Annotated in this window: 20 protein-coding genes; all 20 read right to left on the bottom strand. The window is 66.7% G+C overall.

Annotated features, from left to right (window positions below):
• Positions 1 to 38: 38 nt before the first annotated feature.
• The 20 genes from PI990_RS28175 to accB all read right to left on the bottom strand — a co-directional run bounded on the left by PI990_RS28175 (position 39) and on the right by accB (position 21,737).
• Entirely contained in the window at positions 39 to 344 is a 306-nt protein-coding gene (locus PI990_RS28175) for an urease subunit beta (protein ID WP_271659147.1), read from the bottom strand.
• A gap of 5 nt (positions 345 to 349) precedes the next feature.
• Positions 350 to 850, bottom strand: coding sequence for a GNAT family N-acetyltransferase (locus PI990_RS28170; RefSeq protein WP_271659146.1), 501 nt, complete (start codon positions 848 to 850; stop codon positions 350 to 352).
• A gap of 8 nt (positions 851 to 858) precedes the next feature.
• A complete protein-coding gene (ureA, locus tag PI990_RS28165) occupies positions 859 to 1,161 on the bottom strand; it encodes an urease subunit gamma (RefSeq protein WP_021222395.1) in 303 nt (100 codons plus the stop codon).
• A complete protein-coding gene (locus PI990_RS28160; protein ID WP_021222394.1) occupies positions 1,161 to 1,994 on the bottom strand; it encodes an urease accessory protein UreD in 834 nt (277 codons plus the stop codon). Before PI990_RS28160 ends, ureA begins: the two co-directional genes overlap by 1 nt.
• 91 nt (positions 1,995 to 2,085) lie before the next feature.
• Positions 2,086 to 2,784 carry an urea ABC transporter ATP-binding subunit UrtE gene (gene urtE / locus PI990_RS28155; RefSeq protein WP_271659145.1) on the bottom strand — a complete coding sequence of 233 codons (699 nt, stop codon included), beginning with the start codon at positions 2,782 to 2,784 and terminating at the stop codon, positions 2,086 to 2,088.
• 122 nt (positions 2,785 to 2,906) lie between these two features.
• Entirely contained in the window at positions 2,907 to 3,767 is an 861-nt protein-coding gene (gene urtD / locus PI990_RS28150) for an urea ABC transporter ATP-binding protein UrtD (RefSeq protein WP_271659144.1), read from the bottom strand.
• Positions 3,764 to 4,843, bottom strand: coding sequence for an urea ABC transporter permease subunit UrtC (urtC, locus tag PI990_RS28145; RefSeq protein ID WP_271659143.1), 1,080 nt, complete (start codon positions 4,841 to 4,843; stop codon positions 3,764 to 3,766). The genes urtD and urtC overlap by 4 nt, the downstream gene beginning before the upstream one ends.
• A complete protein-coding gene (gene urtB / locus PI990_RS28140) occupies positions 4,843 to 6,411 on the bottom strand; it encodes an urea ABC transporter permease subunit UrtB (protein WP_271659142.1) in 1,569 nt (522 codons plus the stop codon). Before urtB ends, urtC begins: the two co-directional genes overlap by 1 nt.
• 104 nt (positions 6,412 to 6,515) lie before the next feature.
• Complete coding sequence (urtA, locus tag PI990_RS28135; protein WP_021222389.1) at positions 6,516 to 7,781, bottom strand: urea ABC transporter substrate-binding protein; 1,266 nt, start codon at positions 7,779 to 7,781, stop codon at positions 6,516 to 6,518.
• Between the two features lie 234 nt (positions 7,782 to 8,015).
• Positions 8,016 to 8,612, bottom strand: a complete 597-nt coding sequence (locus tag PI990_RS28130) for a MarC family protein (protein WP_271659141.1) — start codon at positions 8,610 to 8,612, stop codon at positions 8,016 to 8,018.
• Positions 8,613 to 9,025: 413 nt separating this feature from the next.
• The gene (locus PI990_RS28125) at positions 9,026 to 11,815 is read right to left on the bottom strand and encodes a hybrid sensor histidine kinase/response regulator (RefSeq protein ID WP_271659140.1); all 2,790 of its coding nucleotides are present in this window, start codon (positions 11,813 to 11,815) and stop codon (positions 9,026 to 9,028) included.
• A gap of 114 nt (positions 11,816 to 11,929) precedes the next feature.
• A complete protein-coding gene (gene purD / locus PI990_RS28120; RefSeq protein WP_271659139.1) occupies positions 11,930 to 13,219 on the bottom strand; it encodes a phosphoribosylamine--glycine ligase in 1,290 nt (429 codons plus the stop codon).
• Positions 13,220 to 13,329: 110 nt separating this feature from the next.
• Positions 13,330 to 14,937, bottom strand: a complete 1,608-nt coding sequence (gene purH, locus PI990_RS28115; RefSeq protein WP_263404211.1) for a bifunctional phosphoribosylaminoimidazolecarboxamide formyltransferase/IMP cyclohydrolase — start codon at positions 14,935 to 14,937, stop codon at positions 13,330 to 13,332.
• Between the two features lie 121 nt (positions 14,938 to 15,058).
• Positions 15,059 to 15,379, bottom strand: a complete 321-nt coding sequence (gene fis / locus PI990_RS28110) for a DNA-binding transcriptional regulator Fis (RefSeq protein WP_031288889.1) — start codon at positions 15,377 to 15,379, stop codon at positions 15,059 to 15,061.
• Positions 15,376 to 16,371: a tRNA dihydrouridine synthase DusB gene (gene dusB / locus PI990_RS28105; RefSeq protein ID WP_031288887.1), complete on the bottom strand. Its 996-nt coding sequence runs from the start codon at positions 16,369 to 16,371 to the stop codon at positions 15,376 to 15,378. The genes fis and dusB overlap by 4 nt, the downstream gene beginning before the upstream one ends.
• A 168-nt stretch (positions 16,372 to 16,539) precedes the next feature.
• Complete coding sequence (locus PI990_RS28100; RefSeq protein ID WP_271659138.1) at positions 16,540 to 17,943, bottom strand: DUF3426 domain-containing protein; 1,404 nt, start codon at positions 17,941 to 17,943, stop codon at positions 16,540 to 16,542.
• Positions 17,944 to 18,021: 78 nt separating this feature from the next.
• Positions 18,022 to 18,900: a 50S ribosomal protein L11 methyltransferase gene (gene prmA / locus PI990_RS28095; RefSeq protein WP_271659137.1), complete on the bottom strand. Its 879-nt coding sequence runs from the start codon at positions 18,898 to 18,900 to the stop codon at positions 18,022 to 18,024.
• Positions 18,901 to 18,991: 91 nt separating this feature from the next.
• Positions 18,992 to 19,849, bottom strand: coding sequence for an EI24 domain-containing protein (locus PI990_RS28090; protein ID WP_021222380.1), 858 nt, complete (start codon positions 19,847 to 19,849; stop codon positions 18,992 to 18,994).
• 62 nt (positions 19,850 to 19,911) lie between these two features.
• Positions 19,912 to 21,255 (bottom strand): acetyl-CoA carboxylase biotin carboxylase subunit, encoded by a 1,344-nt coding sequence (accC, locus tag PI990_RS28085; protein ID WP_021222379.1) that lies wholly within the window; start codon positions 21,253 to 21,255, stop codon positions 19,912 to 19,914.
• Between the two features lie 17 nt (positions 21,256 to 21,272).
• Entirely contained in the window at positions 21,273 to 21,737 is a 465-nt protein-coding gene (accB, locus tag PI990_RS28080) for an acetyl-CoA carboxylase biotin carboxyl carrier protein (protein WP_021222378.1), read from the bottom strand.

Raw genomic sequence — 21,737 nt, 5'->3', positions numbered from 1 at the left:
CCGCTTCCAGCTTCGAGCTTCCGGCTTTCAGCGCTCTATCAAAGATCGCCCATCACCCTTCCGGCAAAGCCGAACACCCGGCGCAGGCCGGCGAGGTCCACCAGTTCCACCTCGCGGCTCTGGCCCGGCTCGAAGCGCACGGCGGTGCCGGCCGGGATGTTCAGGCGCATGCCGCGGGCGGCGTCGCGGTCGAAGGCGAGGGCGTCGTTGGTTTCGAAGAAGTGGTAGTGCGAGCCGACCTGGATCGGCCTGTCGCCGGTGTTGGCCACGCTCAGGGTCAGGGTGCGGCGGCCGGCGTTGAGTTCGATCTCGCCGTCCTGGATCTGGTATTCGCCGGGAATCATGGAAGTCACTCCAGGATGAGTTGCATGAAGGTGAGGTCCAGCCAGCGGCCGAACTTGCGACCGACCTGGGGCATCTGGCCGGTGATGGCGAAGCCGAGGCGCTGGTGCAGGCGGATGGAGGCGTTGTTCTCGGATTCGATGGCCCCCACCATCACGTGCAGCCCGGCTGATCGGGCGCGTTCGATCAGTGCCTGCATCAACTGCGGGCCGAGGCCCTTGCCGCGCTGATCGGCACGCACGTAGACCGAGTGCTCGACGGTGTGCTTGTAGCCGTCATGGGGCCGCCAGGCGCCATAGCTGGCATAGCCGACCACCTCGCCGGCAGCGTCACGCGCTACCAGCACCGGGAAGCCGGCGCCGCTGCGTTCGGCCAGCCAGGCACGGCGGTTGGCCAGGTCCACCAGGTTTTCGTTCCAGATCGCCGTGGTGTGCTCCACGGCGGCGTTGTAGATGGCCAGGATGCCGGGCAGGTCGGCTTCGCTGGCGTCACGGATCTCGTTGTTCATCGCGGCCATCACACAATCGGCTGGTGCACGGTCACCAGCTTGGTGCCGTCGGGAAAGGTGGCTTCGATCTGGATCTCCGGGATCATCTCCGGCACGCCTTCCATCACCTGGTCGCGGGCCAGCAGCGTGGTGCCGAAATGCATCAGCTCGGCCACGGTGCGGCCGTCGCGGGCGCCTTCGAGCAGGGCGGCGGAGATGTAGGCCATGGCTTCCGGGTAGTTGAGCTTCACACCACGGGCCAGGCGCCGCTCGGCGACCAGGCCGGCGGTGAAGATCAGCAGCTTGTCTTTCTCTCTTGGGGTGAGGTCCATCAGGTACTCCAGATTCGTGGCGGCACGGCGTCGCGGCCGAGCAGGGCAGGGCGCAACAGGCGCCAGAGGTCGATCAGCCAGGCGCGCGCGTGCAGGGCTTCGCTGGCCAGGCAGCGGGCCACCAGCAGGCCGGGCAGTTGGGTCAGGTCGCCGCGCACCGCCGAGGGCAGTTCGCGGCAGCGTTCCAGCAGCTCAGGGTCGAGCTGGCCGGTGGCGATCAGGGTGGCGAACACCGGTTGCCCGGCGAGGCCGATGGGCGAGTCGAGCAGGCCGTCGTCGCCGCTGATGCGCTGGCGCTCGTGCCACAGCGCGCGGCCGTCGCGGCGGATATCCAGCTGTGCCTGGAAGTGGCCGCTTGCGAAGTGCTCGCCGGCGGCGGGGCGGCCGAGGGCGACCACGTCCCAGTAGAACAGCCGGGCGTCGGCGGCCAGGTCGATGCGGGTGCTCAGCTCGGCCTGGGCGCCGGAGAAGACGATGGTTTCCTGGGGCAGCCATTCCAGGGTGGCGCCGGCCTCGACCCGCAGCGCCAGTGTCTGGAAGGCCGGGCCCCGGGCGCGGTACCACTTGGCCGCGCCGGGGCTGGTGAGCTGGGCCCAGGCGCCGTCGCCGACGCGAGCCGATAGGTCCAGGCGATCACCGCCGGCGATGCCGCCAGGCGGGTGCACGATGATGTGCTGGCACACCTCGGGGCCCTCGGCATGGAGGTGCTTTTGCACCCTCAGGGGGCCGAGGTGGCGGCGAAGCACCGGAATGGTGCGTTCGTCCCGGCGGGCGTAGCCCAGCTCCAGCTCGGCGTGCCAGCTCGGCGTGAACAGGGCGGCGGGCAGGTTCATGGCTATGGAGGCATCCGCAAAATAGTTGACCGACCGGGCAAAGCAAGAGGCGTGCCCTGAACCCATTCGGTGCACGGGGCCGGGCCTGCGCTCAGATCGTCACCAGGCCGCGCACGCCTTCGGCTTCCATGTTTTCCCCGCGCCCCTGCTGGATGATTTCGCCCCGGCTCATCACCAGGTACTGGTCGGCCAACTCGGCGGCGAAGTCGTAGAACTGCTCCACCAGCAGGATGGCCATGTCGCCGCGCTCGGCCAGTTTGCGGATCACCGCACCGATCTCCTTGATCACCGAGGGCTGGATGCCTTCGGTGGGCTCGTCGAGGATTAGCAGGCGCGGCCGGCTGGCCAGGGCGCGGCCGATGGCCAGTTGTTGCTGCTGGCCGCCGGAGAGGTCGCCGCCGCGGCGGTGCTTCATCTCCCGCAGCACCGGGAACAGCTCGTAGATGAACTCGGGCACCGCCTTGGCTTCCTTGGCGCTGAAGCGGGAGAGGCCCATGAGCAGGTTCTCCTCCACCGTCAGGCGCGGGAAGATCTCGCGGCCCTGGGGCACGTAGGCGATGCCGGCGTGCACGCGCTGGTGCGGCTTGGAAGCGGTGATCGGCTTGCCCTCCCAGTTCACCGCGCCTTCCTTCGCGGGGATCAGGCCCATCAGGCATTTCAGCAACGTGGTCTTGCCCACGCCGTTGCGCCCGAGCAGGCAGGTGACCTCGCCAACCTTCACCTCGAACGACAGGCCGCGGAGGATGTGGCTGCCGCCGTAGTATTGATGCAGCTGATGGACTTGAAGCACGGTTGAATTCCTCAGTGGCTGCAGCCTCAAGCGCCAAGCTTCAAGCCACAAGAAAAAGCGGGTCAGCATCGTTTTGCAGCTTGCAGCTTGCAGCTTGCAGCTTGCAGCTTGCAGCTGGCGCGTCAGCGCCCCAGATAAACCTCGATCACCTGTTCATTCGCCTGCACGTCCGCCAGCGATCCTTCCGCCAACACATGCCCCTGGTGCAGCACGGTGACGTGGTCGGCGATGGTGCCGACGAAGCCCATGTCGTGCTCCACCACCATCAGCGAGTGCTTGCCGGCCAGGCCCTTGAACAGTTCGGCGGTGAATTCGGTCTCGGCGTCGGTCATGCCGGCCACCGGTTCGTCGAGCAGCAGCAGTTGCGGGTCCTGCATCAGCAGCATGCCGATCTCCAGGAACTGCTTCTGGCCATGGGACAGCAGCCCCGCCGGGCGCCGTCGCGAGTCCTGCAGGCGGATGGTGGCGAGCACTTCGTCGATGCGGTCCTGCTGCTCGCCGGTGAGCCTGGCGCGCAGGCTGGCCCACACCGACTTGTCGGTCTTCTGCGCCAGTTCCAGGTTCTCGAACACGCTGAGCGCCTCGAACACCGTGGGCTTCTGGAACTTGCGGCCGATGCCGGCCTGGGCGATCTCGACCTCGCTCATGCGGGTCAGGTCCAGGGTCTCGCCGAACCAGGCGCTGCCGGTGGTGGGGCGGGTCTTGCCGGTGATCACGTCCATCAGCGTGGTCTTGCCCGCGCCGTTGGGGCCGATGATGCAGCGCAGCTCGCCGACGCCGATGTACAGGTTCAGGTCGTTGAGCGCCTTGAAGCCATCGAAGCTGACGCTGATGTCCTCCAGCGTGAGGATGGTGCCGTGGCGGGTGTTCAGGCCCTTGCCGGCGCTCTGGCCGAGGCCGAGGGCGTCACGGCCGGTGCCGGCGTCGCTGTTGGGGTCGTAGGCGGGTTCGAGCATGAGTTCGGGTACCGGGGTCGCTCTCATTGGTCCTTCTCCTTGCGCAGCAGGCCGAACAGGCCCTTGGGCAGGAACAGGGTGACGACGATGAACAGGGCGCCGAGGAAGAACAGCCAGTACTCCGGGAAGGCCACGGTGAACCAGCTCTTCATGCCGTTGACCAGGCCGGCGCCCAGCAGCGGGCCGATGAGCGAGCCGCGCCCGCCCAGGGCCACCCAGACGGCGGCCTCGATGGAGTTGGTCGGCGACATCTCGCTGGGGTTGATGATGCCCACCTGGGGCACGTACAACGCGCCGGCCAGGCCGCAGAGCACGGCCGACAGCACCCAGATGAACAGCTTGTAGCCGCGCGGGTCGTAGCCGCAGAACATCAGGCGGTTCTCGGCGTCGCGCAGGGCGGTGAGCACCCGGCCGAACTTGCTCTTCGACAGGCGCCAGCCGAGCAGCAGGGCGCCCACCAGCAGCGCCACCGTGGCCAGGAACAGCACGGCGCGGGTGCCCGGCGCGGTGATGTCGAAGCCGAGGATGCGCTTGAAGTCGGTGAAGCCGTTGTTGCCGCCGAAGCCGGTCTCGTTGCGGAAAAACAGCAGCATGCCGGCGAAGGTCAGGGCCTGGGTCATGATCGAGAAGTACACGCCCTTGATCCGCGAGCGGAAGGCGAAGAAGCCGAACACCAGGGCCAGCAGGCCGGGGGCGAGCACTACCAGGCACAGGGCCCAGAGGAAGCTGGAGGTGCCGGCCCAGTACCAGGGCAACTCGCTCCAGGCGAGGAAGCTCATGAAGGCCGGCAGGCCGTCGCCGGCGCTCTGGCGCATCAGGTACATGCCCATGGCGTAGCCGCCGAGGGCGAAGAACAGCCCGTGGCCCAGGGACAGCAGCCCGGCGTAGCCCCAGACCAGGTCCAGGGCCAGGGCGACGATGGCGTAGCAGAGGATCTTGCCCACCAGGGTGAGGGTGTAGGCGGAGACCTGCAGCGGGTTGTCGGCCGGCAGCAGGTGCAGCAGCGGCAGGGCGATGAGCACCGCCAGCACCAGGGCGCCAACGCCCAGGGTTACTTTCGGGCCGGCCTTCTGCGCGGCGGTGAGGGTCAGGGGCTGGTTCATCAGTCGATCACCCGTCCTTTCAGTGCGAAGAGGCCCTGCGGGCGTTTCTGGATGAAGAGAATGATCAGCGCGAGGATCAGGATCTTGCCCAGCACGGCGCCGATCGAAGGCTCCAGGATCTTGTTCGCCACGCCGAGGCCGAAGGCCGCCATCACGCTGCCGGCCAGTTGGCCGACGCCACCGAGTACCACCACCAGGAAGGAATCGATGATGTAGCCCTGGCCGAGGTCGGGGCCGACGTTGCCGATCTGCGACAGGGCCACGCCGCCGAGCCCGGCGATGCCGGAGCCGAGGCCGAAGGCGAGCATGTCGACGCGGCCGGTGGGCACGCCGCAGCAGGCGGCCATGTTGCGATTCTGGGTGACGGCGCGGACGTTGAGGCCCAGGCGCGTGCGGTTCAGCAGCAGCCAGGTCAGCGCCACCACGAACAGGGCGAAACCGATGATGACGATGCGGTTGTACGGCAGCACCAGGTTGGGCAGCACCTGGATGCCGCCGGAGAGCCAGGCCGGGTTGGCCACCTCGACGTTCTGCGCGCCGAACACCACGCGCACCAACTGGATCAGCATCAGGCTGATGCCCCAGGTGGCGAGCAGGGTTTCCAGGGGGCGGCCATAGAGGTGGCGGATCACCGTGCGCTCCAGGGCCATGCCGATGGCGGCGGTGACGAAGAAGGCCACCGGCAGCGCCACCAGCGGGTAGAGGGCGAGCAGGTCCGGCGCCAGGCGCTGGAACATCAGCTGCACGATGTAGGTGGAGTAGGCGCCGAGCATCAGCATCTCGCCGTGGGCCATGTTGATCACCCCGAGCAGGCCGAAGGTGATGGCCAGGCCGAGGGCGGCGAGCAGCAGGATGGAGCCCAGGGACAGGCCGCTGAAGGCCTGGCCGAGCACTTCGCCCAGCGCCAGCCGGCGCTTGACCTGGGCCAGGCTGGTTTCGGCGGCGGTGCGCACGGCGGCGTCGGTTTCCACCGCCGGGTCGAGCAGCGCCTCGAGGCGGGTGCGGGCCAGCGGGTCGCCGGTCTCGCCGAGCAGGCGCACGGCATTGAGGCGGATGGCCGGGTCGGGGTCGACCAGTTGCAGGTTGGCCAGGGCCAGGCTGAGGGCATCGCGCACGGCGCCATCCTCCTCGGCGACCATGCGCTGGTTGAGCAGCGGCAGCTGCGCGGGCTTGGCACTCTTCTGCAACTGGCGGGCGGCTTCCAGGCGCGCGGCGGGTTCGGCTGCGAGCAACTGGTGGCTGGCCTGGGTGGTGATCAGCAGGCCACGCAGGCGGTTGTTCAGGCGCAGCTTCTTCGGCGTGGCGGCGGGGGCGGCGTCGCCCTCGGCGGCCTGCCAGGTGCCGTCCTGTTCGAAGTAGGCCAGCTTGGCGTCGACGGCAAAGCGGTTCTGTTGCAGGGCATCGAGCAGGGGCTGGCGCGTGGCCTCGGGCTGGGCGGCCCAGCTTTCCAGCAGCTTGGCCTGCTGGCCCGGGTTGGCGGCAGCGAAGTCGTTGGCGTCACCGGCCTGGGCCGCCAGGGGCAGCAACAGGGCCAGGGACAGGAAAATTCGGAAAAGGCAGGTGGGCATGGAGGGGAGGCTCCGTTATCGGCGGGGACCGGAAGCTGGAAGCTGGAAGCTAGAAGGGGGGACTTCCAGCTTCAGGCTTCAGGCCTCCGGCTAAGACTTCCGGCTTAGTTCTTCACCGCGTAGTCCGGCTTCTTGTCGTTGCCGGGGATGAAGGGGCTCCACGGCTGGGCGCGCAGCGGGCCTTCGGTCTGCCAGACCACGGAGAACTGACCGTCTTCCTGGACCTCGCCGATCATCACCGGCTTGTGCAGGTGGTGGTTGGTCTTGTCCATGGTCAGGGTGTAGCCGGAGGGCGCGGCGAAGGTCTGGCCGCCCATGGCTTCACGGACCTTGTCGACGTCGGTAGTACCGGCCTTCTCGACCGCCTGGGCCCACATGTGGATGCCGACGTAGGTGGCTTCCATGGGGTCGTTGGTCACGGCGGTGCTGTAGTTGGGCAGGTTCTTGGCCTTGGCGTAGGCCTTCCAGTCGGTGACGAACTTGCTGTTCACCGGGTTATCTACGGACTCGAAGTAGTTCCAGGCCGCCAGCTGGCCCACCAGCGGCTTGGTGTCGATGCCGCGCAGTTCTTCCTCGCCTACGGAGAAGGCCACCACCGGGATGTCGGTGGCCTCGATGCCCTGGTTGGCCAGCTCCTTGTAGAAGGGCACGTTGGAGTCGCCGTTGACGGTGGAGATCACCGCGGTCTTGCCGCCGGCGGAGAACTTCTTGATGTTGGCGACGATGGTCTGGTAATCGCTGTGGCCGAAGGGGGTGTAGACCTCTTCGATGTCCTTGTCCGCCACGCCCTTGCTGTGCAGGAAGCTGCGCAGGATCTTGTTGGTGGTTCGTGGGTAGACGTAGTCGGTGCCCAGCAGGAAGTAGCGCTTGGCGGCGCCGCCGTCTTCGCTCATCAGGTATTCCACCGCCGGGATGGCCTGCTGGTTCGGCGCCGCGCCGGTGTAGAAGACGTTGGGCGAGAGCTCTTCACCCTCGTACTGCACGGGGTAGAACAGCAGGCCGTTGAGCTCCTCGAACACCGGCAGCACGGACTTGCGCGACACCGAGGTCCAGCAGCCGAAGACTACGTCCACCTTGTCCTTGGTCAGCAGCTGGCGGGCCTTCTCGGCGAACAGCGGCCAGTTGGAGGCGGGGTCGACCACCACGGGTTCCAGCTTCTTGCCGTTGATGCCGCCCTTGGCGTTGATCTCGTCGATGGTCATGAGTGCCATGTCCTTGAGCGAGGTCTCGGAGATGGCCATGGTGCCGGACAGCGAATGCAGGATACCGACCTTGATGGTCTCGGCGGCCTGCAGGGTGAAGGGGAACAGGCCGGTCAGTACCAGGGCGCTGGCGGCGAGGGTGGATTTCAGGAAGGGACGGCGTTTCATGTAAAGCCTCCTTGGCTGTCCATGCAATGACAGTGGGATGGGACCGAAATGGGGTCATCAGTACGGTCATCTGTACTGCTGTCAGTGCATTGGCAGCATCCGTGCCAACGGCGCTAAAGGCTTGATTTAGAGGGCTTTGCGGGATTTTTAGCAGGATTTCGGGAAAATCGCCGCGCTCCATTGCGGTGCGCGGCGACAAGCTGAACGGTCGGTCAGGTCACGGGTTGCACGCTTTCAGGGCGCCAGGTAGTTCTTCACCCCGGCGAAGATGATCTGCGCGGCGAGGGCGCAGACGAACAGGCCCATCAGGCGGCTGACGATCTGCAGGCCCTGCTCGCCGAGGATGCGTTCGATGCGGTTGGAGAGGTAGAGCACCACGCCGACGGTGACGCTGGCGAGGGCGATGGCGGCCAGGGCGGTGAGCTTGTCGTTCCAGTGGTGGTGCCCGGCGCCCATCACCAGCATAGCGCCGATGGTGCCGGGGCCGACGGTGAGGGGAATGGTCAGCGGCACGATGGTGACGTCCTGCTGCACGTTGTCCGACTGCACCGCCGGCTTGCCCTGGGCCATGCCGAGGGCGGAGATGAACAGCACGCTGCCGGCGCCGATGCGGAAGGCGTCGATGGTGATGCCGAAGACGTTGAAGATGCTCTGGCCGAACAGGTACAGCAGCACGCTGGCCACCAGGGTACCGAGGGCGACCTTCCAGGCCAGGCGCTTGCGCTCCTTGACCGTGTAGCCGCGGGTCAGGCCGATGAAGCAGGAAAGGACGAAGAAGGGGCTGTAGAGCACCAGCATCTTCAGGTACAGGCTGAACATCATGGAGAGCATCGGACGGGCTCGTGATGGAGAGTGTTGTGAGTGTAGGAGCAGCCGAGGGTTGCGCCCGTTGATCCGGGTCGCCCTGGCGGCGCGTCATCATACGCGGGCGAGCGCAACTGGGCGTAGAGCTGGCGCAGGCGGTTATGGGTGGATTTCGGTGAGGGCCGGGTGGGCGGGGTGGGCGTAGGGTGGGCTTCAGCCCACCGCTCTCCCGGAGCCAGGCACATTGGCATGCCAGGCCCGACCCCGCTTGGTGGATGAAAAGAGCGTCATCCACCCTACACAGCGGTCATGTCCGCGCGCGGGCGTGAGGCCTTCGTAGGGGCAACTTCAGTCGCCAAGCGGTGCGCAGCGCCGCCGCTCTTGTAGGAGCGAATTCATTCGCGAAGGGATTCCCGGGCTGAAGCCCGGGCTACGGGGGATCAGGAATGCAGGGCGTCGTCGGGTTCGTGCTGGCGGCGCATTTCCTTTTCCGCGACCCAGTGCTCGATCAGCTCGCGCAGCTGGGAGAGCTCGACGGGCTTGGCCATGTGGCCGTCCATGCCGGCCTGGCGGGCGCGTTCCTTGTGCTCGGTGAGGATGTGCGCGGTGAGGGCCACCACCGGGGTGCGCGGGCGCTGCTCTTCGCTTTCCCAGTTGCGCAGCATCTCGGTGGCGGAGAAGCCGTCGAGCACCGGCATTTCGCAGTCCATCAGCACCAGGTCGTACTGCTGGTTCTTCATCGCGCTGAGGGCTTCCTCGCCGTTGCTGGCGGTGTCCGGCTGCAGGTTGAGCTTGCTGAGCATGCCGCGGATGACCTTGGTGGAGATGCTGTTGTCCTCGGCCACCAGGATGCGGAAGTCGTTGGGCACGTTGAGCGGGGTGCTGACCTGGGAGCCGGGCAGGGCCGCCGCGCCACCGGCGGCGCGCTGGTTGAGCTCGTCGGCGAGGGTGGTCTTGAGGGTGTAGCCGGCCACCGGCTTGGCGAGGATGCGCTTGATGCCGGCGTTGCGGGCGATGATCTTGCTCGGCGCGTTGCTGATGCCGGTGAGCATGATGATCAGGATGTCGTGGTTGAGGCTCGGGTCTTCCTTGATCTTGGCGGCCAGCTGCATGCCGGTCATGCCGGGCATGTCCTGGTCCAGCAGCACCACGTCGAAGTATTCGCGCAGGTGCGCCTTGGTGCGCAGCAGGGCCAGGGCCTCCTTGCCGGAGGGCACGGCGCTGACCTGCAGGCCCCAGGCGCTGCACTGCTGCATCAGCACCTTGCGGCAGGTGTCGTTGTCGTCCACCACCAGCAGGCGCGCGCCCTGCAGGGGGCCGTCGAAGTCGGAGGCGGGCTGTTCCAGGCGTTCGCTTTCCAGGGGCAGGGTCAGCCACAGGGTGCTGCCCTGGTTGCCGCCGGTCTGTACGCCGAACTCGCCGTCCATCAGGCGCACCAGCTGGCGGGCGATGATCAGGCCCAGGCGGCCACCGAGCTTGGTGGCGGAGAGGAAGTCCTTGCTGTGCAGCTCGGCGTTGAGCAGGGCGTCGCGTTCGGCGGCTTCCAGGGGGCGGCCGCTATCCTGCACGGCGATGCGCAGGCGCGGTTCGTTGCCGCTGGTGTCCAGGGCCACCACCAGCAGGATCTCGCCTTCGTCGGTCTGCTTGAAGGCATTGTCCAGCAGGCTCAGCAGGGCCTGGCGCAGGCGCGTCGGGTCGCCGCTGATGACGCGCGGCACCTGGGGCTGCATGAAGCTGATGAGCTCGACCTTCTGCTGCTCGGCCTTGGCGCGGAAGATGTCCAGGCAGTCGTCGATCAGGGCGTTGAGGTCGAACTGCACGTCGTCCAGCTCGATCTGCCCGGATTCCAGCTTGGAGATGTCGAGGATTTCGTTGATCAGGGTGAGCAGCTCGTTGCCGGAGCTGTGGATGGTCTGCACGTAGTCGCGTTGCTTGGCCGACAGCGGGGTGCCGAGCAGCAGCTCGGTCATGCCCAGAACGCCGTTCATGGGGGTGCGGATCTCGTGGCTGATCTTGGCCAGGAACTCGCCCTTGGCCTTGAGCTCGGCGGAGCTGGCCGCCGCTTCACGGCTGACGCTGAAGTCGTCGAGGAGGATGCGCCGCTGGCGTTCGCTCATGGCGATGCTCATCAGCACGCCGCTGATGGCGGTCACCGCCAGCAGGCCGAAGGCCAGCCAGTCGGACTGTACCGACCAGTAGCCGAACAGCGCCGGCAGGGCGCTGATGAAGGCGACGCTGTAGACCAGCAGCGCCAGGGTGAACATGCGCGCCGGGCGGTAGCCGCGCCGCCAGTGGTGCAGCGAGACGAAGAGGATGCTCACGCCGGTGAGCGCCGCCATGGCGTAGACCAGCTGATTGAACATCAGGTCGGTGGCGATCATCAGCAGCATGCCGATGACGCCGATGAGCACGATCTCACCGACGAGCACGCCATTGAGCGGGGTGCTGGGGCAGACCTTGCGGAAGAAGCTGGCGGTGAAGAACAGCGCGCAGAGCATGGCCAGCAGCATCGACAGGTTGGCGATCTGCGGTTGCGCGCTCTGCCAGCTGTGCAGCCAGGGTGCGCTGATGCCCAGCAGGCTGAGGGCGGTACCCACCAGGCACAGCTGGGTGGCGGCCAGCCACAGGCCGCTGGTGGCGCGGGCGTAGCCGAAACGCAGGAGGTTGTGCACCACCAGCATCAGCAGGCTGCCGATGAGCACGCCGAAGAGCAGCGGGCGGCTGTCGTCGGCGGCCATGCTCACGGCCGATTGCAGGGATACGGTGGGGCGCAGGGCGTGTTCGGAGGAGAGCCGCAGGTAGAGGTCCAGCGGCTCGCTGCGCATGGGCAGCGGCAGGAGGAAGTCCCGGCTGGGCAGCGGGCGGTCGCTGAAGGGCAGGCGGCTGCCGGTGCGGGTGTGGTCGATGAGCTCATCGCCACGGATCACATAGAGGTCGAGGAACGACAGGTAGGGCGCGAAGACCCGCAGCAGCTGTTCGTGATCGCCGGGGGGCAACTGGTAGTGCAGCCAGAGGGCGCTGTTGCCACCGGGGGTGTAGAGGCGTTCGAGGTCGACGGGGGTGAATTGCGAGGCGGACTGCTGGGCGCGGATGTCTTCGAGCTGCAGGCTGGCGGTGGGATCGAGCAGCATGCTCCAGTGCGCGCTATCCCTGGCTTGCGCCGATGGCAGGCAGAGCAGGGTCAGCAGCAGGCTGACGCTAAGACCGATGGCAATCCTGAGCCGGCGCACGGGCGAAGTCCCTTCGTGAGTGAGTGGCCGGATTATAGCCAAGCACCGGCCGGTGGAATATGACAAAGGCGGCCATATGGCCGCCTCTTCTGCAGGTTTACCGGTTTTTTACCTTCAACCTTCGCCGCGTTCGCGTGCGATGGCGCGGTAACCGATATCGGTGCGGTAGAAGCAGCCGTTCCAGCTGATCTTCTTCGCCAGGCGATAGGCCTGCTGCTGGGCTTCGTGCACGCTCGGGCCGATGGCCGTGGCGCAGAGCACGCGGCCGCCGGCGGTGACCACCTGGCCATCCTTCAGCGCGGTGCCGGCGTGGAACACCTTGCCGTCCAGCTCGGCGGCGTCGGCCAGGCCTGAGATCACGTCACCCTTGGCGTAGTCGCCCGGGTAGCCACCTGCGGCCAGTACCACGCCCACGGTGGGGCGCGGGTCCCAGGTGGCTTCGACCTTGTCCAGGGCCTTGGCCAGGGCGGCTTCCACCAGCAGGACCAGGGAGCTTTCCAGGCGCACCATGATGGGCTGGGTTTCCGGATCGCCGAAGCGGCAGTTGAACTCGATGACCTTGGGCTTGCCCGCCTTGTCGATCATCAGGCCGGCATAGAGGAAGCCGGTGTAGACGTTGCCTTCCTCGGCCATGCCGCGGACGGTGGGGTAGATCACCTCGTCCATCACGCGCTGGTGCACGTCGGCGGTGACCACCGGTGCCGGGGAGTAGGCGCCCATGCCGCCGGTGTTGGGGCCGCTGTCGGCATCGCCAACGCGCTTGTGGTCCTGGCTGGTGGCCATGGGCAGTACGTTCTTGCCGTCGACCATGACGATGAAGCTGGCTTCCTCGCCGTCGAGGAACTCCTCGATCACCACGCGGGCACCGGCGTCGCCGAAGGCGTTGCCGGAAAGCATGTCGCGCACGGCGTCCTCGGCTTCGGCCAGGGTCATGGCGACGATCACGCCCTTGCCGGCGGCCAGGCCGTCGGCCTTGACCACGATCGGTGCGCCTTTCTCGCGCAGGTAGGCCAGGGCCGGCTCGACTTCGGTGAAGTTCTGGTAGTCGGCGGTGGGGATATTGTGGCGCGCCAGGAAGTCCTTGGTGAAGGCCTTGGAGCCTTCCAGCTGCGCGGCGCCGGCGGTGGGGCCGAAGATGTCCAGGCCGCGGGAGCGGAACAGGTCCACCACGCCCTTCACCAGGGGGGCCTCGGGGCCGACGATGGTCAGCTGCACATTCTGGGCGGCGAAGTCGGCCAGTTGTTCGATGGCCAGTACGTCGATGGCGACGTTCTCGCACTTGGCTTCGGTGGCGGTGCCGGCGTTGCCCGGGGCCACGAAGACCTTGGCGACGCGGGAATCCTGGGCCACTTTCCAGGCCAGGGCGTGTTCACGACCGCCGCTGCCGATGATCAATACGTTCATGGAGCTCTCCTGCGGAGAGAGCGGCAAGCTTCAGGCTTCAAGCTACAAGTAGGAGCGGGCACGACCCTGCTTCTTCTTGCAGCTTGACGCTTACGGCTTGCAGCTCGCTGTTAATGACGGAAATGACGCATGCCGGTGAAGACCATCGCAATACCCGCCTCGTCGGCGGCAGCGATGACTTCGTTGTCACGCATGGAACCACCCGGCTGGATTACCGCGGTGATGCCGGCCTTGGCGGCGTTGTCGATGCCGTCGCGGAAGGGGAAGAAGGCGTCCGAGGCCATGACCGCGCCTTTGACTTCCAGGCCCGCGTGCTCGGCCTTGATGGCGGCGATGCGGGCGGAGTTGACGCGGCTCATCTGGCCGGCGCCGACGCCGACGGTCTGGCGGTTCTTGGCGTAGACGATGGCGTTGGACTTGACGAACTTGGCCACTTTCCAGGCGAAGATCAGGTCGTGCACTTCCTGCTCGGTGGGTGCGCGCTGGGTGACGATCTTCAGGTCGTCGGCGGAGATCATGCCGATGTCACGGCTCTGCACCAGCAGACCGCCGTTGACGCGCTTGAAGTCCCAGCCCGGGGCGCGGTCCTTCGGCCACTCGCCGCATTCCAGCAGGCGCACGTTGGCTTTGGCGGCGACCACGGCGCGGGCTTCGGCGGAGACCTTGGGCGCGATGATCACTTCGACGAACTGGCGCTCGACGATGGCCTTGGCGGTTTCGGCATCCAGCTCGCGGTTGAAGGCGATGATGCCGCCGAAGGCGGATTCGGTGTCGGTGGCGTAGGCCAGGTCGTAGGCCTTGCGGATGCCGCCTTCGGCGTCCGGTACCACGGCTACGCCGCAGGGGTTGGCGTGCTTGACGATGACGCAGGCCGGCTTGACGAAGCTCTTCACGCATTCCAGTGCGGCGTCGGTGTCGGCCACGTTGTTGAACGACAGTTCCTTGCCCTGCAGTTGCACGGCGGTGGAGATGCTCGCCTCGCCCTTCTTCGCTTCGACGTAGAAGGCCGCGCTCTGGTGCGGGTTCTCGCCGTAGCGCATTTCCTGCGCCTTGACGAACTGGCTGTTGAAGGTACGCGGGAAGGCGCTGCGCGCTTCGGTGGACAGGCTGTCGCGGGCCTGGTCGATGGTGCCCAGGTAGTTGGCGATCATGCCGTCGTAGGCACTGGTGTGCTCGAAGGCCTTGAGGGCCAGGTCGAAGCGCTGGGCGTAGGTCAGGCCGCCGGCCTTGAGGCCTTCGAGGACGCTGGCGTAGTCGCCGGCGTTGACCACGATGGCGACGTCCTTGTGGTTCTTGGCGGCGCTGCGGACCATGGTCGGGCCGCCGATGTCGATGTTCTCGATGGCGTCGGCCAGGTCGCAATCAGGCTTGGCGACGGTGGCTTCGAAGGGGTACAGGTTGACCGCGACCAGATCGATCGGCTTGATCCCGTGCTGCTCCATGACCGCGCCGTCGAGCGCGCGACGGCCGAGGATGCCGCCGTGGATCTTCGGGTGCAGGGTCTTCACCCGGCCGTCCATCATTTCCGGGAAGCCGGTGTAGTCGGCGACTTCCACCGCGGCGATGCCGTTGTCCCGCAGCAGCTTGTAGGTGCCGCCGGTGGAGAGGATCTCGACGTTGAGGGCGACGAGTTCGCGGGCGAATTCGAGGATGCCGGTCTTGTCGGAGACGCTGATCAGTGCGCGGCGAACGGGGAGGCGGGTGGTCTGGTCGGTCATCTGAAGGCCATCGTGCAGGGGGATGTCAGTGGAGGAGCCGGAAGCTTGAAGCTGAGAGCTTGAAGTCAGACGCCCGAAGCCACGTGCATTCCGGCTTCAGGCCTTCAGCTTCCAGCTGCTTTTACAGGAGGTCGTACTGCTTGAGCTTCTTGCGCAAGGTGCCGCGGTTCAGGCCGAGCATCTCGGAAGCCTTGGTCTGGTTGCCCTTGACGTAGTTCATCACGGACTCCAGCAGCGGTGCCTCGACTTCGGAGAGCACCAGGTTGTAGACGTCCGTGACCGCGGCGCCCTCGAGATGGGCGAAGTAATTGTGCAAGGCCTTCTCGACACTGCCGCGCAAGGTCTGGCCTTCCGCGGTCGGTGTGGTCAGGTGCTGTTTAAGGTTGGCGTTGTCGCTCACGGGTGTTGCCCCATCAAAAAAATTCTCGGTCATCGTCGTCATGCGGCCTGTTCTCCGTCGTTGTGACGTTCGATGAAAAACTCTCGAACGTTGGCGCACTGCGCGTCCGTGGACTCCAAACGATTGAACTGGGCGCGAAACTCCCTGGCGCCCGGCAGGGTTGCGAGATACCAGCCGACATGCTTGCGGGCGATGCGTACGCCCATCAGGTCGCCGTAGAAGGCGTGCAATGCGGCCAGGTGCTCCAGCAGGATCTGTTCAATTTCCTTCAAGCCCGGGGCCGGCAGGAGTTCGCCGGTTTCCAGGTAGTGCGCGATCTCGCGGAATATCCAGGGTCGCCCCTGGGCCGCTCGACCGATCAGCAGGGCATCGGCGCCGGTGGCGTCGAGGACCTCTCTGGCCTTCTGTGGCGAGGTGATGTCGCCATTGGCGAAGACCGGGATCGACACCGACTGCTTGATCGCAGCGATGGTGTCGTACTCGGCTTCACCGGTGTACAGGTCGGCACGGGTGCGGCCATGCACGGCCAGCGCCTGTATTCCCGACTGTTCGGCGATCCTTGCCACGGCGATGCCGTTCTTGTTGTCCCGGTCCCAGCCGGTGCGAATCTTCAGGGTCACCGGCACGTCCACGGCGCCGACCACCGCTTCGAGGATCGCAGCCACCAGGGCCTCGTCCTTCATCAGCGCGGAGCCGGCGGCCTTGTTGCAGACCTTCTTCGCCGGGCAACCCATGTTGATGTCGATGATCTGCGCGCCGAGCGCCACATTGGCGACGGCGGCCTCGGCCAGCATCTGCGGATCGCCCCCGGCGATCTGCACCGAGCGCGGCTCGGGGTCGCCCTCATGGAGCAGGCGCAGTTTCGACTTGCGGCTGTTCCACAGGCGCACGTCGCTGGTGACCATTTCGGAGACTACCAAGCCGGCGCCGAGGCGACGGCAAAGCAGACGAAACGGACGATCGGTCACTCCCGCCATGGGGGCGAGTATCACTTGATTGGGTAGTGCGTATGGGCCGATGCGTACCGCCGACATGGGTCTTCCCTGCCTGTGGGGCCGGATCTTGGTCTTCGAAAAAGGGTGGGCATGATACCCGCTCTCGATGACCGGATAAAGGTTGTTTTGAACAAATTCTGAACAGTGATGAGCTTATCGCCGAAGGTTCTGGCGAGGCCCTCCAGCGGCGAAAAGCCGCCGCTGGCGCTACTCGGGGGAGTGGAAGCTGAGACTGTAGTTCACAGCCTTGGTGCCTGGGTCGAGGATATCCAGGGAGATGTGGATGGGCGTCTGCGGCGGCATTTCCGACTGCCCGGCAAGCTCGCCGGCGAGGTATTCGCCCGGCTTGAACCGACGACTGGCCAGAAGCTGGCCGTTGATGTCGGCGAAGCGCAGCTCCAGCAGCGGGAAGGGCTGGGAGAAGGACGCGCGGTTGTAGAGGATGGCGTCCACCACCAGTGCGCCGGTGAAGTCCGGGTGGCTGCGCACCACCAGGTTGCTGCTCTTGATCAGGGCGATCTCGACCTTGGACGGCAGCTGGCAGCCGAGTTCCGGGCACAGCTGTTCGAACCAGGGGCGGTACTGGTCGGTGCGTGCCAGCTCGTCGAAGTGGTACCAGACGTATTGCCCGGCCAGGGCGATGGCGCCCAGCAGGTTCAGCGCCCCCCAGCCGATCCAGCGGCCCCAGGGTTTCTTCGGCTGTTGCCAGTCGAGTTGCAGCGGCTCGTCGTCGATATCCAGCAGGTTGCCGCCACGCAGGCCCGGTTCGTTGCGCGGTGGCGTACGTGCCGGGGCGACCGGGGGCTCGTCGATCTCGTCTTCTTCTTCTTCGTCCGACGCGCCGATTCGAGCGCGCGCGGGCTCGTCCGTCGGCTCGTCATCGCGATCGGCGGCGGGGCCGAAGGCCGGGGCCGGGTCATCGTCCAGGTCGTCGTTGAGGGACAGCGCCGGTTCCTTGCGCTGCGGCGCAGGGGGCTCGATGGTGGCGGGGCGCTCGGCCACGGCGGGCGGTGTCGGGCGCGGTGCGCTGGGCGCGGCGCGCGGCGCGTCCTCGCGCAACAGGGCCTCGGCCCAGCGCTCGTCATGCTTGTCGGTGGATTCCACGTGCTGGCCGTATGACTGCTCGCCCGGTTTGGGCGCGGCCTGCAGGGCGAGGAATTCCTGGGAGAGCTTGAGTTCTTCCTGTTCCAGCTTGGCCAGTTCCTCGTCCAGGTCGAGGCTGTCGAGGTCCAGGTCGTCGTGGATCCACAGGGTGTTCTTGTCGGCCGTCTTGCCCGGCGGCACGGCGGGCTGCGCCGGCGCGGGTGGGGGCACGGGCGCCGAGGCCAGGGGCGACTTGAGCAGGGTGGCGACGCTGGGTGCCGGGGCCACTGGCGCGACCGGGGTCGCGGGTTTCGGTGCTGCCGGCGCGGCAGGGCGCGGCGCCTGGGGCGCGGGCGTGGAGGGCTTCGGCTCGCCGGCCGACATGGCTCCCAGCAACTGCTTGGCTGCGTTGAACACGTGCAGGCAGGCCCCACAGCGCACGGCGCCTTGGGCAGCGCCCAACTGCGCGCGGCTTACGCGGAAGCTGGTCTGGCAATGGGGGCACTGGGTGACGAAGCTTTCGGTCATGCGGCGGTCCGTGTGAAACAAGGCGCCAGTCTACCAACTCGGTAGCACGCTGGCGCGGGTCTGCTCATGGGGCGTGGCTCAGCGACGTACACCGCTGATGCGCACCCAGCCGTCCTTGTCGGCGGTGGGGTCGAGCACGAAGGCGTCGGCATAGGCTGCGCGGACTTCCTCGGCCTGCTCGGCGAGGATGCCGGACAGCGCCAGGCGGCCGCCGGCCTTGACCAGTGCAGTGATCTGCGGTGCCAGGGACACCAGCGGGCCGGCGAGGATGTTGGCCACCACCACGTCCGCCTGCTGCTGCGGCATGTCGGCGGGCAGGTAGACGGGGAACAGGGCCGGGTCGATGCCATTGCGCGAGGCGTTGTCGCGGGAGGCTTCCAGGGCTTGCGGGTCGATGTCGGTGCCCACCGCCTGGCGCGCGCCGAGCAGCAGGCCGGCGATGGCGAGGATGCCCGAGCCGCAGCCGAAGTCGATCAGCTCGCAGCCGTTCAGCTCCTGGCCGTCCAGCCATTCCAGGCACAGGGCGGTGGTCGGGTGGGTGCCGGTGCCGAAGGCCAGGCCCGGGTCCAGCAGCAGGTTCACCGCGTCCGGCTCCGGGGCTTGGTGCCAGCTGGGCACGATCCACAGGCGGCGGCCGAAGCGCATGGGCTGGAAGTTGTCCATCCAGCTGCGTTCCCAGTCCTGGTCCTCGATACGTTCGATCTGGTGCTCGGGCAGCGCGCCGCCGGTGAGCAGTTCCAGGTGGGCGACCAGGTTGGTTTCGTCGGTGTCGGCTTCGAACAGCGCCAGCAGATGGGTGTGGGACCACAGCGGGGTGGTGCCGAGGTCGGGCTCGAAGATCGGCTGGTCTTCGGCGTCCATGAAGGTCACGGAGACGGCACCGACTTCCAGCAGTGCATCTTCATAGGTTTCCGCCTGATCCGGGGTGATGGCGAGACGGACTTGTAACCAGGGCATGGCGGAACCTCGATGCGACGTGAAAATGTGGCCCTTATGGGCACCTTGAAAAACCTGTGCGATGGCAACGCAGGTCGTTTTTGGGATGCCTTCATGGGGCGGGCAAGCTTACTTGAGGCTCTGATGCCACGCCAGCCGGGCGTTCCGGGCGGTCCAGGCCGCGATAGGCGAGGTGGCAGGCGCCGCCGCCGAGTAGGGCGGGCAGCAGCAGGTTGAGCACCGGCACCAGCGCCAGCAGCAGGATCAGCAGGCCGAAGGCGATCATGGCGCCACGCTGGCGGCGCACCGCTTGCATCTGCTCGGCGCCGCTGGCCAGACCAGACAGGGCGGCGGGCACCAGGAAGCGCACGTTGAGGTAGCCCAGCAGGATGATCAGCAGCACGCCGTTTATCAACGGTATCGCCAGGCACAACAGTGGGCCCAGGCCGATGCCCAGCCAGGGCCCCAGGTGGTAGCGCCCGGCGCGCAGCAGGTCGCTGGCCGCCGGGCTGCGCGAGGCCAGGCCCGGATAGGGCTTGAGGGCGCGCTCGCGCAGGCTGCCCATCAACACCCAGCGCAGGGCCAGGCGGATGCTGATGACGATGGCCGCGACGAACAGCACGCCGACCATGGCCAGTGCCAGGAGGGCGGAATACACCAGCATCAGCCCCACTGCCGGGGCGATACCGGCCATGCCGCTGACGGTGGCCGGGCCGCCAGTGAGGCTGGGAATCAGACCGAACATGGCGGCGCCGGAGACGACGAAGAACGACAGCAGTCCGGCGGCCTTGAGGATGATTTCGGCGTGGGCGTAGAAGACCCAGCTCCAGAACACCAGCGTCAGCAGGCAGAGCCCGGAGGAGCGCAGCAGGATGCCGGGGCGCAGGCTGGAGCGCAGGGCCAGGCCGAGGCAGATGAAGGCTTCGCCAAAGGCCGGGCCGATGGCGAGGATGCGGGACTTCAGGGACATGGCGATCCTTCGCGTGAAATGCAGAAGGGCCGCATTATGCGGCCCTTCCAGGGTTGCCGGGCTTACTTCTTGCCCAGTTTGTGCTCGAGGTAGTGAATGTTCACGCCCCCCTTGCGGAAACCCTTGTCGCGGGTCAGGTCACGGTGCAGCGGGATGTTGGTCTTGATGCCGTCCACCACCAGCTCATCGAGGGCGTTGCGCATGCGCGCCATGGCCTCGTCGCGGTCCTTGCCGTAGGTGATCAGCTTGCCGATCAGCGAGTCGTAGTTCGGCGGAACCGAATAGCCGCTGTACAGGTGCGAATCGACCCGCACGCCGTTGCCGCCGGGCGCATGGTAGTACTGCACCTTGCCGGGGCTGGGCATGAAGTTGTCCGGGTCTTCGGCGTTGATCCGGCATTCCAGGGCGTGACCACGGATGACCACGTCCTCCTGCTTGATCGACAGCTTGTTACCCGCGGCGATGCTGAGCATCTCCTTGACGATGTCGATGCCGGTGACCATCTCGGTGACCGGGTGCTCGACCTGGACGCGGGTGTTCATCTCGATGAAGTAGAAGTGGCCGTTCTCGTAGAGGAACTCGAAGGTACCGGCACCGCGGTAGCCGATCTCGACGCAGGCCTGGACGCAGCGGGCCAGCACTTCGGCGCGGGCCTTCTCGTCGATGCCGGGGGCTGGGGCTTCTTCCAGCACCTTCTGGTGACGACGCTGCAGGGAGCAGTCGCGGTCGCCGAGGTGGATGGCATTGCCCTGGCCGTCGGAGAGCACCTGCACTTCCACGTGACGCGGGTTGGTGAGGAACTTCTCCAGGTAGACCATGGAGTTGCCGAACGCAGCACCGGCTTCGGTACGGGTCAGCTTGGCCGACTTGATCAGCTCGTCGGCGCTGTGCACCACGCGCATGCCGCGACCACCACCGCCACCGGCGGCCTTGATGATCACTGGGTAACCCACTTCCTCGGCGATGGCCAGGGCGGTGGCTTCGTCTTCCGGCAGCGGGCCGTCGGAGCCCGGAACGGTCGGTACGCCGGATTTCTTCATGGCGTCCTTGGCGGACACCTTGTCACCCATCAGGCGGATGGTGTCGGCCTTGGGGCCGATGAAGGCGAAACCGGAGTTCTCCACCTGTTCGGCGAAGTCGGCGTTCTCGGCGAGGAAGCCGTAACCCGGGTGGATCGCCGTGGCGCCGGTGACTTCGGCGGCACTGATGATCGCCGGGATGTTCAGGTAGGACAGGGCAGCCGGGGCCGGACCGATGCATACGGTCTCGTCGGCCAGGGACAGGTGCATCAGCTCGCGGTCAGCCGTCGAGTGCACCGCCACCGTCTTGATGCCCAGCTCCTTGCAGGCGCGCAGGATGCGCAGGGCGATCTCGCCACGGTTGGCGATCAGGACTTTTTCCAGCATCACAGGCTCTCCGCGGTTCAGACGATGGTGAACAGCGGTTGGTCGTACTCAACCGGCTGGCCGTTCTCCACGAGGATGGATTCGATCACGCCGCTGGCTTCGGCCTCGATGTGGTTCATCATCTTCATCGCTTCGACGATGCACAGGATGTCGCCCTTCTTAACGGTCTGGCCGACTTCGGCGAAGTTCGCCGAGGTGGGCGAGGCGGCGCGGTAGAAGGTGCCGACCATCGGCGAGCGCACCACGGTGCCGTTGAGTTTCTTGGCGGCCGGGGCGGCGTCTGCTGCCGGGGCGACCGGGGCTGCTGCGACCGGAGCCGGTGCCGGGGCGGCCATCGGTGCGGCGTAGATCGGCTGGGCCATGGCGGCCTGCTTGCTGTGGCGGCTGATGCGCACGGACTCTTCGCCCTCGCGGATCTCCAGCTCGTCGATACCGGATTCTTCCAGCAGCTCGATCAGTTTTTTGACTTTACGGATATCCAT

The organism is Pseudomonas sp. TUM22785, from assembly GCF_028198105.1.
GTDB classification, from domain to species: Bacteria; Pseudomonadota; Gammaproteobacteria; order Pseudomonadales; family Pseudomonadaceae; genus Metapseudomonas; species Metapseudomonas solani.
This window is presented reverse-complemented; position numbering and strand designations above follow the sequence as displayed.

Bases quoted from the DNA above. Each gene is read 5' to 3' on its own strand.
- PI990_RS28175 (WP_271659147.1), bottom strand. From the start codon at position 344: ATGATTCCCGGCGAATACCAGATCCAGGACGGCGAGATCGAACTCAAC.
- PI990_RS28170 (WP_271659146.1), bottom strand. From the start codon at position 850: ATGAACAACGAGATCCGTGACGCCAGCGAAGCCGACCTGCCCGGCATC.
- ureA (WP_021222395.1), bottom strand. From the start codon at position 1,161: ATGGACCTCACCCCAAGAGAGAAAGACAAGCTGCTGATCTTCACCGCC.
- PI990_RS28160 (WP_021222394.1), bottom strand. From the start codon at position 1,994: ATGAACCTGCCCGCCGCCCTGTTCACGCCGAGCTGGCACGCCGAGCTG.
- urtD (WP_271659144.1), bottom strand. From the start codon at position 3,767: ATGAGAGCGACCCCGGTACCCGAACTCATGCTCGAACCCGCCTACGAC.
- urtC (WP_271659143.1), bottom strand. From the start codon at position 4,843: ATGAACCAGCCCCTGACCCTCACCGCCGCGCAGAAGGCCGGCCCGAAA.
- urtB (WP_271659142.1), bottom strand. From the start codon at position 6,411: ATGCCCACCTGCCTTTTCCGAATTTTCCTGTCCCTGGCCCTGTTGCTG.
- urtA (WP_021222389.1), bottom strand. From the start codon at position 7,781: ATGAAACGCCGTCCCTTCCTGAAATCCACCCTCGCCGCCAGCGCCCTG.
- PI990_RS28130 (WP_271659141.1), bottom strand. From the start codon at position 8,612: ATGCTCTCCATGATGTTCAGCCTGTACCTGAAGATGCTGGTGCTCTAC.
- purD (WP_271659139.1), bottom strand. From the start codon at position 13,219: ATGAACGTATTGATCATCGGCAGCGGCGGTCGTGAACACGCCCTGGCC.
- purH (WP_263404211.1), bottom strand. From the start codon at position 14,937: ATGACCGACCAGACCACCCGCCTCCCCGTTCGCCGCGCACTGATCAGC.
- fis (WP_031288889.1), bottom strand. From the start codon at position 15,379: ATGACGACGATGACCGAGAATTTTTTTGATGGGGCAACACCCGTGAGC.
- dusB (WP_031288887.1), bottom strand. From the start codon at position 16,371: ATGTCGGCGGTACGCATCGGCCCATACGCACTACCCAATCAAGTGATA.
- PI990_RS28100 (WP_271659138.1), bottom strand. From the start codon at position 17,943: ATGACCGAAAGCTTCGTCACCCAGTGCCCCCATTGCCAGACCAGCTTC.
- prmA (WP_271659137.1), bottom strand. From the start codon at position 18,900: ATGCCCTGGTTACAAGTCCGTCTCGCCATCACCCCGGATCAGGCGGAA.
- PI990_RS28090 (WP_021222380.1), bottom strand. From the start codon at position 19,849: ATGTCCCTGAAGTCCCGCATCCTCGCCATCGGCCCGGCCTTTGGCGAA.
- accC (WP_021222379.1), bottom strand. From the start codon at position 21,255: ATGCTGGAAAAAGTCCTGATCGCCAACCGTGGCGAGATCGCCCTGCGC.
- accB (WP_021222378.1), bottom strand. From the start codon at position 21,737: ATGGATATCCGTAAAGTCAAAAAACTGATCGAGCTGCTGGAAGAATCC.